This window comes from Streptomyces sp. NPDC057307 (assembly GCF_042667665.1).
Classification (GTDB): Bacteria; Actinomycetota; Actinomycetes; order Streptomycetales; family Streptomycetaceae; genus Streptomyces.
This window is the reverse complement of record NZ_JBHUZM010000021.1, coordinates 1-13,631: the sequence shown is the minus strand read 5'-3', so window position 1 is coordinate 13,631 and position 13,631 is coordinate 1. Positions and strand designations below refer to the sequence as shown.

The following is a 13,631-nucleotide window of genomic DNA, read 5'->3' as shown; positions in this document are numbered from 1 at the left end:
GCTATCTGTACGTGGGAGTTCGAATGGCTCAGCCTGGTGCCCGCTCCGACATCCTCGCCCCCGCTCCCTGGGTCGAGGAACGCGGTGCGAAGATCCGCATCACGGCCGTCTCCACCTTCCTCACCGCACCGCACGGCTGCCCCCATCTCGTCGTCCGCGTCGAGACCAACGAACCGGGGCTGTACGGCCTCGGCTGCGCGAGCGACCCGCAACGCACCCTCGCCGTACGGTCCGTGCTCGACGACTATCTGGCCCCCATGCTCGTCGGACGCGATCCCGACGACATCGACGACATCCACCGGCTGCTGCTCAACAGCGCCTACTGGCGCGGCGGTTCGGTCACCGGGAACGCGCTGGGCGGGATCGACGTCGCCCTGTGGGACCTCAAGGCCAAGCGCCTCGGCGCACCCCTGTACTCGCTGTTCGGCGGCCGAGTCCGTACCCACGCCGAGGCGTACACCCATGTCAGCGGCGACAGCGCCGACGAGATCGCCGACAAGGTCGTGGCGGCGCGCGAGCGCGGCTACCGCCATGTCCGCGTCCAGGCGTCCGTGCCCGGCTCCGACACCTACGGCACCGGCGCCACGGGCACCGCCGACGCCCACGCGCTGCGCACCCGCTCGGTGCCGTGGGACTCCGCCGCGTACGTACGGACCGTGCCGCGCGTCCTGACAGCCGTACGCGAACAGGTCGGCGACGAGGTCGAGTTGCTGCACGACGTGCATGAACGCCTCGACCCGCGGCAGGCCCGGGACTTCCTGCGCCGGGTCGAGGACGCCGGGTTGTACTTCGTGGAGGACGTGCTGGCCCCGGAGGACGCGCGCCACTTCGCCGCGCTGCGCGCCGGCTCCCCCGTACCGCTCGCCGTGGGTGAACTCTTCCACGACGTCGGCCAGTTCCTGCCGCTGCTCGACGGCCCCGCCATCGACTTCGCCCGGATCCGGGTCCCCACGCTCGGCGGTCTGACCCCGGCCCGCAAGCTCGCCGCGTACTGCGAACTGCGCGGCGTACGGCTCGCGCCGCACGGTCCCGCCGACGTCAGCCCCGTCGCCCAGGCCGCCACGCTCGCCATGAACATCAGCAGCCACGCCTTCGGCGTACAGGAGGCCGCGGTCTTCAAGCCCGCCGTGCTCGACGTCTTCCCCGGTACGGTCGTGGCGAACGACGGCGCGCTGTCCCCGCACGAGAGGCCCGGCCACGGCGTCGACTTCGACGAGGCGGCGGCACGCAGACATCCGGTGCCCGAGCCGCTGGAACACGACCGCTGGGCCCTGCTGCGCAACACCGACGGGAGCGTGCAACGACCGTGACAGCCACCGCGCCTCCCGGCCCCCGCCGCCAGTGCGCGGCGATCGGCGATCGGGTGAGGCCGGAGGCCGTGCGGCCGTAGTCTCCCGGCGCGGGGCCCGACCGCCCCCACCCCCCACACGAACGGCAGGAAGGCGGCGGCCTTCCTGCCGTTCTTCCGCGTGTTTCTCCTGCGCATCCCCGGCGCCTCTCCTACGCGTCCCTCCGCGCCTCCCTTGTGCTTCTCCTGCGGTTTCCCACGGCTTTCCGCTCTCCGATTCGTCAGGGGAATTAATGTCCAGTAGGGGAACTTTACGGGCGGGAATTCGACTGACAAATCAATCGCAGAGCCCCCACCACCAGGAACTCAGAAGTAATCGGGACAGGCGTTGACTTGATAACACTCTTGGTTTTACATGGCGGTTACTGGCTGGACAGGAAGGGCCGCCCATGCATGACCGAAGGAAGTCCGGAGAGGCGCGAACAGCGCATTTCCTCGACCGTCGGCTGCGCCCCGCGCTGTACACCGGGCGGCTTCCCATGGAGGTCGGGGCCTGGCACATCCCGGGCGAGCCGGTGCCCGTCGACGTGGCGCTCCGCGCCGGGTACACGCCGTTCGTCGTGGGCGAGAACTGGGGCGGCGGCCCCTGGTCCACCAGCTGGTTCCGCTTCGGCGCCGAGGTGCCCGAGCGCTGGGCCGGCCGCCGGGTGGAGGCGGTCATCGACCTCGGGGGCGACCGGGCCGAGGGGCTGGTCCACGACGAGCACGGCACACCGCTCCAGGGCCTGCACCCGCACAACAGGACCGTGACCGTCGCGACGCAGGCGCGCGGCGGCGAGCCCGTACGGCTGCTCGTCGAGGCCGCGGCCAATCCGGCGATCGATCCGGCCACGGGCGCCGGGGCCCACTTCGGCGACCCGGTCACCGCCGGCGACGAACCCCTTCACCGGCTGCTCCGCGCGGATCTCGCCGTACGCGACGAGAACATCTGGCAGCTCATCCATGACATCGATGTCCTGAACGGTCTGATGCGCGCGCTTCCCGCCGAACTGCCGCGCCGCCACGAGATTCTGCGGGCGCTGGACCGGGCCGTGGACGCCGTCGACCCCCGCGACATCCCGGGGACGGCCGCCGACGCGCGGGACGTTCTCGCGCCGGTGCTGGCCCGCCGGGCGCACGAGTCCGCGCACACCGTCGCCGCCGTCGGGCACACGCGCTCCGGATCCGCCCGGCTGCGGCCGATGCGCGAGAGCGTGCGCGCGAGTGCCCGCGCCTTCAGCAGCGTGGCCGCGCTCGCCGACGAGTACCCGGAGCTGGTGTTCGCCGCGCCGGGAGCGCAACAGCACGCCTGGATGAAGGACCAGCACCCGCATGTCTTCGAGCGGATACGCAAGGCCGTCGCGCGGGGCAACTGGGTCCCCGTGGGCGGCATGTGGGTGGAGCCGGACCTCACTCTCCCCGGCGGGGAGTCGCTGGCACGGCAGTTCACGTTCGGCAGGCGCTTCTACCGGGACGAGCTGGGCCTGGACCCCGACGGTGTGTGGCTGCCCGGCCCCGGCGGCATGAGTGCCGCGCTCCCTCAACTCGCCGTGCTGGCGGGGGCGCGCTGGCTGCTCGGTCACACGCTCGCCGAGCGCGACGCCAACTCCCTTCCGCACCACACGTTCTGGTGGGAGGGCGCCGACGGGAGCCGGATCTTCACCCACTGCCCGCCCGCCGGTCCGCGCCACGCGGCGCTCACGGGGCCCGAGTTGGCCGACGCGGTCGCGGCGTACGCGGACAAGGGCGGCGGCAGCCGCTCACTGATGCCGTTCGGCCAGGGCCCCGTCGGCTCCCACAGCCCCGACGACTCCGATACCTCCGACACCTCCAACGGGTCCGACGACGACGCGGACCACGAGGTCGCGGGCCCCACCCGCGAGACGCTGGAACGCGCCCGCAGGCTGGCCGATCTGGAGGGCTCGCCCCGCGTCGAGATCCAGCACCCCGCGCACTTCTTCCGGGACGCGCTCGACGAGTACCCGCACGCCCCGGTGTGGCGGGGCGAGCTGTACGCGCAGACGCACCACGGCTCGTACACCAGCCAGGCCCGCACCAAGCGCGGCAACCGCCGGAGTGAATCCCTGCTGAGGGAGGCCGAGTTGTGGTCGGCGACGGCGGCCGTACGGGACGGGGTGCCCTACCCGTACGAGGAACTGGACGCCCTGTGGAAGCGGGTCCTGCTGCACCAGAGCCGGGACATCCTGCCGGGCGGCGCCATCGCCTGGGTGCACGAGGAGGCCGAGCAGACGTACCGCGCGATCCACCGCAGGCTGGAGAGCCTGATCCGGCGGTCGGCGGGCGGGCCGGACGGGGCCACGGTCCTCAACGCCGGGCCGCGCGCCCGCCGCGAGGTGGTCGTGCTCGACCAGGACCGGCTGACGGAGCCGGGCGCGGGTCAGCCGCTGTCCGGCGGGCGGCTCGCCGTGCTGGCCGAGGCTCCCGCGCTCGGCCGGGGCACGGCGGGACTGCCGCTCGACGGCACGGCCCCGGTGACCGTCACCCCCGCCGGCCCCGAACGCGGCGGCGGGCATCTGCTGGACAACGGGCTGCTGCGGATCCACGTCGACTCGGCGGGGCTCGTACGCTCCGCGCTCGACCTGACGGCGGACCGCGAGGCCATCGCGCCCGGTGGCGCGGGCAATCTGCTTCAACTGCACCGGGACGACCCGGCGTTGTGGAGCGCGACCGGGCTCGACGCACCACGACACGACACGCACCGCGATCTCGATGTCGCGTCGTCTGTCGAAGTGACCGACGAGGGACCGCTGTTGGCGCGGGTACGGGTGGAACGCGGCACCGGCAGGTCCACCGTCACCCAGCGGCTGACCCTGACGGCCGGCAGTCGCGCGCTGAGCATCGACACCGACGTCGACTGGCGGGAACAGGACACGCTCCTCAAGGCCGTCTGGCCGCTGGACGTGCACGCCGAGAACAGTCGCGGCGAGATCCAGTACGGCCATGTCGAGCGCCCCACGCACGAGAACACCAGCTGGGACGCGGCCCGTTACGAGCAGTGGGCGCACCGCTGGATCCATGTCGGCGAGCACGGCTGGGGCGTGGCGCTCGCCTCCGACGCCACCTACGGCTACGACGTGTCGCGCCTGACCCGCGCGGACGCCGGGACCACCACGCTCGTACGGCTCTCGCTGCTGCGTGCCGCGCACAGCCCCGACCCGCACGCGGACCGCGGGCCGCAGCACTTCCGGCACACGCTGCGGCCCGGCGCCGATGTCGGTGACGCGATCTCGGAGGGCTACGCCCTCAACCTCCCGCTGCGGCCGGGCCCGGCGGCAGCGCCGGTGGAACCGCTGGTGACCGTGGCCGGTCCGGACGTCGTGGTCGAGGCGGTGAAGCTCGCCGACGACCGGTCGGGCGATGTCGTGGTCCGGCTGTACGAGTCGCGCGGCGGCCGGGCCCGTACGACATTGACCGCCGGCTTCCCGTTCACCGCCGTGCGCGAGACGGACCTCCTGGAGGACACGCTCGCCGTGCGCGCGCACAACGGCCGGTCGGTGGCGCTGACGCTGCGGCCCTTCCAGATCCTGACCCTGCGGCTGGTCCGCGGGACGGGCCCGAAGGGCGTCCCCGGTGTCTGACACCCGACCGTCCGACATCCGCCCCTCCGACACGCGACCGCCCGACACCCGACCGTCCGACACCCGGCCGGGCGACACCCGGCCGGGCGACGGGGCGCTCTCCCCCGAACTCCGCGCCGTGCTGCGCCGTTGGGCCGACGAAGGCGGCCCGCTCGCCACCCGGGCCGGTGTCGTACTGCTGGCGGCCGACGGGCTGCGTGACGCGGAGATCTCGCGCCGGCTCGGGGTGTCGCGGCAGACCGTCGGCAGTTGGCGCCAGCGCTGGACGAGCGCGGGTATCGACGGTCTCGAACACCGGCCGCGGACCGGCCGACCGGCGACGGTCGACGAGGCCGAGGTCGTGACGCGTACGCTGCTCGCCCCCGGCGGCAGCGGCGCGTCGCGGGCGGTGGCACGGGAGTTGGGCCTCTCGCACGCCACGGTCGCCGGCATCCGCCGCCGCTGGCGTCTGGTCCCCGACGAGCCGGTGTCCCCGTCCGTCCCGACCCGCCCACCTCTGCCGGGGGCCGACGTATGGGTGATGGGCCTCTACGTGGACGCGCTGCGCGGGGTCCTCCTGGCGGGCACCCGCCTGATCCCGAGCACTCCGGCCAGGGCGGGCACGGTGATAGGGGCGGACGTCCTGGCGGGCCTCGACAGCTCACTGGACGCGGCGCTGGCGTCGACGCGGCGCCGGGGCCCCGGGCCGGCCGACGACCGGGATCCAGGGCCTCCCACCGGGCCCGGTCCCGGCGCGGGACGGGTTAATCGGCCGGGGTCCGGTGCGGGCGCGGAGCCGGAGCAGGCGGCGCCCCCCACCCCTGACGGAAGCACCGGGCGGCACGCCCGCCCGGCGGCCGTCGTCCCCGACTCCACCACCCGGCCCGGCGTCCGCACCGGCACCGGAGCCGGTCGGCCCGGCGCGGACGCCGGGCGCGACACGGCGAACAGCACCGTCGGGGACTCGATCACCGGTCCGGCGGACGGCTCGGGCTCCGGCTCCACCGCCCGGCCCGGCGCGGGCACAGGGAACTCGCCACCCGGCCCGGACTCCCCGAACCGCCCGGACGTCATCGCCTCCGACCGGGCGCTCGCCGGCTATCTCGCACAGGCGGGCCGACGGCACCCCGAGCTCGCCCTGCACGCGATCACCCTGTGGGACGACGCACCCGGGAGCGACCCCGCCCCGGCCACCGAGGTCTTCCAACCACCCGGCGCCGCAAGCAGAATGACGCGCCATCACATTCCCGCGCGCGCCACTTGGCGCACGTTCCTCCGGGCCATGATCGCCCTCGACAGCACCAGCCATCCGGAGTCCTCGCGCCGTGTCTATCTCGATCTGGCCGCCGAACTGGAGCGGTACGCGGCGGGCCGCGCCGACGACCCGTACCGCGGTGTGCGCTGGCTGCGCGAGAACGTCGCGGGCCATCTGCGGGCCGAGCACCCGGCGGACACCTCGGCGCGCGCCCACACCTGGAGCGGCGTCAACCAGATCGACCTGGGGTCGTTCAACGAGTGCGTGGTCATCGAGACCGTCCGGCTGTCCGGCACCATCACGCGCGGCGAGATCGCCCACCGCACCGGCCTCACCCAGCAGTCGGTGTCCCGCATCGCCCGCTCCCTGCTCGACCGGGGCATCCTGATCGAGGACGCGCAGTTGCGTGCCACGTCGGGCAAGCCGCGTACGCCGGTACGGCTGCGCGGGGCCGCCGCGCACGCGCTCGGTATCCATATCGATCCCGAGCTGCTGACGGCGGTCGTGATCGACCTCGACGGGGCGATCGTGTGCACCCGCACCCGGTCCGTCAGCGCGGACACCGACCCGGCGGAGTTCGTGGAGCGGGTGGCGGCGCTGGGCCGCGAGACGCTGGCCGAGGCGGGCGGGGCGGTACGGCCCGAGGGGTTCCTCGGTATCGGGGTCGCGGTGCCGGGGCCGGTGGACATCGCGTCCGGGACCGTCCTGGGGCCGCCGCTGATGTCGGCCTGGGGTGATCTTCCGCTGCTGTATCTCCTCAAGGACCACTTCCCGTGCCCGGTCATCATGGAGAAGGACTCGACGGCCGCGGCCGCTGGCGAGCGCTGGATCGGCCGTGACCGGCGGGCCAGGGACTTCGCGTATCTCTACCTCGGTACGGGCGTGGGCACCGGCCTCTATCTGAACGGCGACATCTACCGGGGCGTCAGCTCGAACGCGGGCGAGTTCGGCCAGCTCTGCGCCATCGCGCTGGGACGGGTGGACAAGGACGGCCGTCCCGAGATCCTGCCCGAGTGCAATCCGCCGGTGTCCGTGCCCGACCTGGCGGCGCGCGGCGGTATGCGCCCGGTGGCCACGACGAACGGGAGTACCGCCGCGTATCTGGCGGTGGGCCGCGCGGCGGCGGCGGGCGACCGGGCGGCGGCGGCGGCCGTACGCGAGGTGGCCCAGGCGGTCGGGCGGGGCGCGCTGGGGCTGATCGACCTGCTGGACATCGATCTGATCGTGCTCGGCGGGCCGTTCTTCACGGACGACGTCGCCGACTTCTACCTGTCCGAGATCGCCCGTACGGTCAACGAGTTCCCGACCGCGCGGCGGCTGCGCCGGGTCGAGGTGGAGCCCTCCGTGCTGAGTGCGGGGGCGGCCGCCGTCGGGGCGGCGTCCACGATCTTCCACGCGACGTTCACGCCGAGGCTGCGGGGGCGGGAGACGCGGGCGCGGCATCTGCCCGTCGGCTGACCCGCGCACGACACGACACGACCGTGCGGGCCACCGGGAGGAGCCGGTGGCCCGCACGTCGGCTGTCGGCGTGGGAGTTACCTCGGCGGTGTCGGCCGGGTCGCGGTCAGCCCGATCTGCTTCTTGAGCATCCGGCCGCCGTCACCGGTGAGCCGGAGGTAGTAGTCCGACGAGCAGGACGTGCCGTCCTCGTCGAGGGCCCAGATACCGGAACCGGCCGGAACCTGCGAGCCGTTCTCCGCGGTCTTGGCGATCTGGTTGCCCTCGTTGTACTCGTCGAACATGGAGATGTAGATCCCCGCGACGTTGAGCCGGCACATGTTGTAGAACTGCCGCCACATGAAGTCGCCGTGCGCGCGATGCCGGGACTGGAGGTCTCCCGGCATCACACAGGGCTGGTAGTCGATCCCGCTGGCGTTGCAGTCGGCCTGGTCGGGGGTGTTGACGTCCCGGTAGAACTGGTCGGCCTGGGCGACGGTGCCCATCCGCCCGACCATCCACGGCGAGATCATGTTGAACGCGTGGTAGACGCCGGAGAAGCCGGGCCTGGAGTCGCTGTTGCCGTTGCGCCAGTGCGTCGGCACGCCTCCGATGACGTAACAGCCCTGCCCCTTGAACCAGTTGATGACGTCCAGGCACTCCGGGGGGGCGAACGGGCGCTTGTCGTCGGCGAAGCCGAAGCCCCAGATGCAGACGACCGGCTTGCCGTTCTGCTTGGCGTACATGCTCGAAGACGTGTACGCCTTCATCTTGTTCGTCCAGTCCTGCTTGATCTCCGACTGCATGGCCCGCCAGTCGGTGACGTCGTACATGATGTAGAACTTCCGGCCGTTGGCCTCGGCCGACTGACGCACCTTGCGCGCCATCGCGTCCCGCATCGGGCCCTCGCCGCCCACGGGGTTGAACCGCTGGAGTGCCGCGGTGTCGCAGTTGTTCTCGCGCATCCACCGGAAGTGGGTGTCGACGGTCTGCTGATCGTGCGAGGAGAAGAGCGTGGCCGGCTGGCCGTTGTTCAGATTCGGGTACGCCGTGGGGAATGACCGGGTGTACTCCCGCATATCCGGCCACGACTTGATGGTGTTATTGCTGAGGGACGGCGGCTGGCCGGCGTTCTGGCTCCAGTGCCACCACATGTCGATCGGCGAGCCGTCGCCCTTGGCGGCGAACCAGCCCTGATACCCGACGCTGATCTTGCCGACCACATCGCCGGGGGGACTCGCGGCGGGTGCCGCTTGCGCCCTGCCTCGCGGGGCGGGGGCGGCGCCCGCCTGCTGGCTGCCGAGAACACCACCGGCCGCTGCTGTACCGGCCAGCGCCGATGCGAGCACGGCGCGTCTTGAAATACTCACGGAGTATTTCCTCCCACTAGAAATCTGCCTGAAATACGCGGATCCACGGGGGTGGGGGGAATTACAGGCGGCGGCAGCCCGCCCGCCTCCGTGGCGCACCATCGCAAAGTAACCGTTTCGAGATGGCCACCACAAGGCCCGCGCAGGGCCTTTGTCCAGACCAATCCAGAGGAAGTGTCAGCCTATTTTCTTTACGCTTTCCGTTTCCAGTGGAATGCGAATGGAATGCGAAAAGCACACGGTTTCCACGCCTCTTGATCGCGGGCCGTGTCCCCCCGGTGCGCTCCCCCCGTGTCTCTCTGCGCTCGCATGCGCCTCGAACGACAGGGGCATTTCTCCGTTGACACCGTTTGTGTGGACATCGTTGGAGCATGACGAGGGGGAGGTGCGCGGTGCACGGACCCGCGACTGCCGGCTGGCTGGTCGTGGCGCTCTGCGTGGCGGCCGGGACCTACTGTCTGCTGAGGCTGCGCGGCGCCCCTGGCGCGGGACGCGGCACGGCGGGCGGCGAGGCGCTGATGGGATTCGGGATGGCGGCGATGGCCGTGCCCGCGGCGGTGATCACACCGCCGCGCTGGGTCTGGCTGTCGTACGCGGCGGTGTTCGGGGTCGCCGCGCTGCGCACGCTGGGCCCGGCCCGTAGGACGTCGCACCATCTGCACCATCTCGTGGGCATGCTCGCCATGGTCTACATGTCGGTGGCGATGGCCCTGCTCCCGGGCGGCGCGCACAGCGCTCACGGCGACGGCGGCGCGGGCGGCACACCGCTGGCCACGGGCGTGCTGCTGATCTACTACGCGGGTTTCGTGCTGTGGACGGGCGCGCGACTGCTCCCGTTGCAGACCGTCACCGCGCCGGAGGGCGGCGGCTCGGGGCTTCCGGGTCCTGCTGCCGGACCGATGGCGGGAGTGGTGACGGAAGTGGGAGTGGTGACGGAAGTGGTGACGCGGACCGAGACCGGCGTGCGGACGGACCGGCCCGAGCTGGCACTGGCCTGCCGGCTCTCCATGGGCATCGCGATGCTCGCCATGCTGCTGACGCTCTGACGTACGGAGCGGAGGACACGGAGGGTACGGAGGACAGGTACCGACACGGCGGGCGGACGGACCTCGGATACGGCGCGTACCGCACGTACGACGACCGTGTCCTGCGTCACTTGCCGCCCGCGGCCGACCCTCTGAGCGGCACCGCACTCATAAGCTGGTGACCATGATGGTCTCCCTCGTGCTGCTGACGCTCGCCGCGCTGGCCGCCGTGGTCGCCCCGCGGCTGCTGGCCCGCGCCGAATGGCCCGAGCGCGAGCCCGTGGTGGCTCTCTGGGTCTGGCAGTGCGTGGTGGCCGCCGTGCTGCTCTGCTTCGCCCTCGCCATGACCTTCAGCGCTGCGGCGGCCTGGCTGGCCGTACGGGGACATGTCTTCGCCCCGGCCCCCAGCGGCGTCGTCGAGGCGTACGCGCTCGGGGCGCACCGTCCGTGGTCGGCGGTGCTGGCCGTGATCCTCGCGGCCGGCGGGGTGTGGACGGGCGCGATGCTCACGCGCGAGATCCACCGGGCGCACACGCGCCGCAAGCAGCGCCGTACCGAACTGCTCGTCCGCTCACCGCTGTTGCCCGGCGAGGAGTCCGGCGGCGGCCCGCTGGTCGTCCTGGAGGGCGAGCGTCCGGGCGCCTGGTGGCTGCCGGGCGCCGCACCGCAGCTCGTCATCACCACGGCCGCCCTGCGGCGGCTCAAGGGCCGCCAGCTCGACGCCGTACTGGCCCATGAGCAGGGCCACGCCCGCGCTCGGCACGACTGGCTGCTGCACTGCTCGTCCGCGCTCGCCAACGGTTTCCCGCAGGTGCCGGTCTTCGCCGCGTTCCAGGGCGAGATGCACCGACTGGTCGAGCTGGCCGCCGACGATGTCGCCTCGCGCCGTTTCGGCCGGCTGACGATCGCGCTCGCGCTGGTCGAACTGAACGAGGACCGCGGGGTGTTCGGGCCCTGCCCGACCCCCGACGCCGAGCTGCCGCGCCGGGTGGACCGGCTGCTGACCCCGCTCCCCCGGCTCACGGCGGGCCGCAGGCTGCGGCTGACGGCCGCGGCGGCACTGGTGCCCGCGGTCCCGCTGGTGGTGGCTTTCGTTCCGGCGCTGCGCGCCCTGGGATAGCTTTGCGGGCCCTTCGTCGTTAAGGATCAGTCCATGCAATCCCCCGCGGTCCCGCCGCCGTCCCGACCGGACTCGCCGTCCCCGTCCACGCCGCCGGGAGCCGTGACGCCGGCCCGTGCGGGTGTCGTGCTGGGCCTGGCCTCCCTGGTGCTGGTCGCCCTGGTGGCCGCCGAGTGGGGTCCGCTGCTCTCCTGGGACCGGAGCGTCGCCGTCGACCTGCACCGGCAGGCGGTGGCCGACCCGGGCCTCACGCACGCGAACCGCATTCTCACCGACTGGGCGTGGGACCCCTGGACGATGCGCCTGCTGACAGCCGTCGCCTTCTTCGTCCTCTGGTTCCGCGGCTCGCGCCTCCTGGCCTGCTGGGTCGCGCTGACGAGCCTGGTGGGCGCCCTGATCTCGCAGGGTGTGAAGTCCGCCGTCGGGCGCGAGCGCCCCACCTGGCCGGACCCGGTCGACTCGGCGCACTACGCGGCGTTCCCCTCGGGGCACGCGATGACCGCGGCCGTCACCGTCGGCATGCTCCTGTGGCTGCTGCGACGGCACGGTCTCACCGGTCCGCTGTGGACCGTGCTGCTGGTGGTGGGGATCGTGTCGGTGATCGGCGTCGGGTTCACCCGCGTCTGGCTGGGGGTGCACTGGAGTTCGGACGTCATCGGCGGCTGGCTGTTCGGAACGTGTCTTGTGGCCCTGTCGATCGCCACGTACGAAGGACGGGCCTTGTCCCGGTGGCGGTGACCCGGCAAGGTCGGAACCATGAAGATCAAGGGTGTGCTTTTCGACTTCTCCGGGACTCTGTTCCGCATCGAATCGGCCGGCTCCTGGCTCCGGGCCGTACTCGACGAGTTGAGTGTGCCGGTGCCGCCCGATGAGGTCCGGCGGTACGCGGTCCAACTGGCCGTCGCGGGCGCCCTGCCCGGCGGTCCGACGCCGCAGCAGCTGCCGCCGGACCTGGCCGGGCTGTGGGCCACGCGCGACGAGAGCGCCGAGCGGCACCGGGCCGCGTACACCGGCCTCGCCCGGCAGGTCGCTCTCCCCGACCCCCGGCTCTACGACGCGCTCTACGAGCGCCATCGGACGCCGGACGCCTGGCGGCCGTACGCCGACACGGCCGAGGTGCTGGGCACTCTGAAGCGCGAGGGCATCGGTGTCGGTGTGATCAGCAACATCGGCTGGGACCTGCGTCCGGTCTTCCGCGCGCACGGCCTGGACGACCATGTGGACGCGTACGTGCTGAGTTACGAGCACGGCATCCAGAAGCCGGACGTACGACTCTTCGGCGCGGCCTGCGAGGCCATCGGGCAGGACCCGCGCGACGTGCTGATGGTCGGGGACGACCGGGCGGCGGACGGCGGGGCGGCCGAACTGGGCTGCGCCGTGCACTTCGTGGAGCATCTGCCGGTGGAGGAACGCCCGGCGGGCCTGCGGCCCGTTCTCGCCCTCACGCGCTGAGGACGCCCCTGCCGTGTCCTGATCGGCGGATGTTGACCTCAAGCGTGGTTGACGTTGTTGCCTCGTGGTGGACAGCGACGGCCGCCACGGGAGGGGACGACAGGGATGACCGACATCGGTATCTATCTCGGGACCGACGAGATCACGGAGAGCGCGCGCGACGCCGAGCGCCTGGGCTTCGAATCGGTCTGGGTCTGGGACCACTTCACGGGTCGGTACCCGGCGATGCTCGCCCCGGAGGTGGTGCTGGCGACGGCGGCGGCCGTCACGGAGCGGGTGCGCGTCGGCTACGGGGTACTGCTCGCCGCCGTACGCCCGCTCCCGCTGCTGGCGAAGGAGCTGGCGTCGCTCCAGTACGTCTCGCGGGGGCGGCTGCTGGTGGGCGTCGGGGACGGGCGCGGCGCGTGGGAACGCTGGCACGGGGGCCTGCGTGACGCTCCTGTGTGGGACGCGCTGGGCGTACGGCGCACGACGGCCGAGGCGCGTACCGAGGAGGCGCTGCGGCTGCTGCCCCGGCTGGTCGGGGGCGAGCCGACCCGGATCACCCCCGACGGCGTCGGGGACGGGGTCGAGATCACGCTCGCGCCCGCGGTGTCCGCTCCGCCGCTGTTCGTCGCGGGCGGCCCGGAGGAGGCCGTGCTGCGGCGGGCGGTGGCGTTCGGCGCGGGGTGGTTCCCGGCGGTGATCTCACCGGCGCAACTCGCCGACGGTGTACGGAGACTGCGACGGTACGCCGAGGAGGCGGGCCGTCCCGTCCCGCCCGTCACCGTGGCCGTGCCGGTCCAACTGGACGTCCCGGCCGGGGAGGTGGCCGACGCCAGGGACGCACTGGTCCGGATGGTCGTGGAGGCGTACGGGGTCGACCCCGGCCAGGCCGCGGGCGTCGGGATCGTGGGCACGCCCGAGCAGGCGGCGGAGCGGCTCGCCGCGTTCGTCGCGGCCGGCGCCGACCGGATCGTACTGAGCGGGGGCTCGGCCGGGGACTGGCGTACCGGTCATGAGCTGCTGGCGCGGACGGCGGCGCTGCTGAGCGGCTGAGCCGGCGGGGATCACGGGGAGGCGGACGC

Annotated in this window: 9 protein-coding genes; 8 read left to right on the top strand and 1 reads right to left on the bottom strand. The window is 72.7% G+C overall.

What is annotated here, in order from left to right; all coding sequences use genetic code 11:
- Nucleotides 1-23 precede the first annotated feature (23 nt).
- The 3 genes from ACFUN8_RS11155 (at nt 24) to ACFUN8_RS11145 (ending at nt 7,618) form a co-directional block, all read left to right on the top strand.
- Nucleotides 24-1,310 carry an enolase C-terminal domain-like protein gene (locus ACFUN8_RS11155; protein ID WP_383634512.1) on the top strand — a complete coding sequence of 429 codons (1,287 nt, stop codon included), beginning with the start codon at nt 24-26 and terminating at the stop codon, nt 1,308-1,310.
- A 427-nt stretch (nt 1,311-1,737) separates the two neighbouring features.
- Nucleotides 1,738-4,926 carry an alpha-mannosidase gene (locus ACFUN8_RS11150; protein WP_383634510.1) on the top strand — a complete coding sequence of 1,063 codons (3,189 nt, stop codon included), beginning with the start codon at nt 1,738-1,740 and terminating at the stop codon, nt 4,924-4,926.
- A complete protein-coding gene (locus ACFUN8_RS11145; RefSeq protein WP_383634508.1) occupies nt 4,919-7,618 on the top strand; it encodes an ROK family protein in 2,700 nt (899 codons plus the stop codon). Before ACFUN8_RS11150 ends, ACFUN8_RS11145 begins: the two co-directional genes overlap by 8 nt.
- 77 nt (nt 7,619-7,695) lie before the next feature.
- On the opposite strand, the gene ACFUN8_RS11140 is transcribed toward ACFUN8_RS11145, so the two are convergent.
- The gene (locus ACFUN8_RS11140; RefSeq protein ID WP_383634506.1) at nt 7,696-8,967 is read right to left on the bottom strand and encodes a glycoside hydrolase family 71/99-like protein; all 1,272 of its coding nucleotides are present in this window, start codon (nt 8,965-8,967) and stop codon (nt 7,696-7,698) included.
- Between the two features lie 371 nt (nt 8,968-9,338).
- On the opposite strand from ACFUN8_RS11140, the gene ACFUN8_RS11135 reads away from it, so the two are divergent.
- From ACFUN8_RS11135 to ACFUN8_RS11115, 5 genes are all read left to right on the top strand, one after another.
- Nucleotides 9,339-10,013: a DUF5134 domain-containing protein gene (locus ACFUN8_RS11135; RefSeq protein WP_383634504.1), complete on the top strand. Its 675-nt coding sequence runs from the start codon at nt 9,339-9,341 to the stop codon at nt 10,011-10,013.
- Between the two features lie 163 nt (nt 10,014-10,176).
- Nucleotides 10,177-11,112 carry a M56 family metallopeptidase gene (locus ACFUN8_RS11130; RefSeq protein WP_383634502.1) on the top strand — a complete coding sequence of 312 codons (936 nt, stop codon included), beginning with the start codon at nt 10,177-10,179 and terminating at the stop codon, nt 11,110-11,112.
- A gap of 33 nt (nt 11,113-11,145) precedes the next feature.
- Nucleotides 11,146-11,850, top strand: coding sequence for a phosphatase PAP2 family protein (locus ACFUN8_RS11125; RefSeq protein ID WP_383634500.1), 705 nt, complete (start codon nt 11,146-11,148; stop codon nt 11,848-11,850).
- Between the two features lie 18 nt (nt 11,851-11,868).
- Nucleotides 11,869-12,564, top strand: coding sequence for an HAD family hydrolase (locus ACFUN8_RS11120; RefSeq protein WP_383634498.1), 696 nt, complete (start codon nt 11,869-11,871; stop codon nt 12,562-12,564).
- Nucleotides 12,565-12,669: 105 nt separating this feature from the next.
- Nucleotides 12,670-13,602, top strand: a complete 933-nt coding sequence (locus ACFUN8_RS11115) for an LLM class flavin-dependent oxidoreductase (RefSeq protein ID WP_383634496.1) — start codon at nt 12,670-12,672, stop codon at nt 13,600-13,602.
- Nucleotides 13,603-13,631 lie beyond the last annotated feature (29 nt).

Bases quoted from the DNA above. Each gene is read 5' to 3' on its own strand.
- ACFUN8_RS11155 (WP_383634512.1), top strand. From the start codon at position 24: ATGGCTCAGCCTGGTGCCCGCTCCGACATCCTCGCCCCCGCTCCCTGG.
- ACFUN8_RS11150 (WP_383634510.1), top strand. From the start codon at position 1,738: ATGCATGACCGAAGGAAGTCCGGAGAGGCGCGAACAGCGCATTTCCTC.
- ACFUN8_RS11135 (WP_383634504.1), top strand. From the start codon at position 9,339: ATGACGAGGGGGAGGTGCGCGGTGCACGGACCCGCGACTGCCGGCTGG.
- ACFUN8_RS11130 (WP_383634502.1), top strand. From the start codon at position 10,177: ATGATGGTCTCCCTCGTGCTGCTGACGCTCGCCGCGCTGGCCGCCGTG.
- ACFUN8_RS11125 (WP_383634500.1), top strand. From the start codon at position 11,146: ATGCAATCCCCCGCGGTCCCGCCGCCGTCCCGACCGGACTCGCCGTCC.
- ACFUN8_RS11120 (WP_383634498.1), top strand. From the start codon at position 11,869: ATGAAGATCAAGGGTGTGCTTTTCGACTTCTCCGGGACTCTGTTCCGC.
- ACFUN8_RS11115 (WP_383634496.1), top strand. From the start codon at position 12,670: ATGACCGACATCGGTATCTATCTCGGGACCGACGAGATCACGGAGAGC.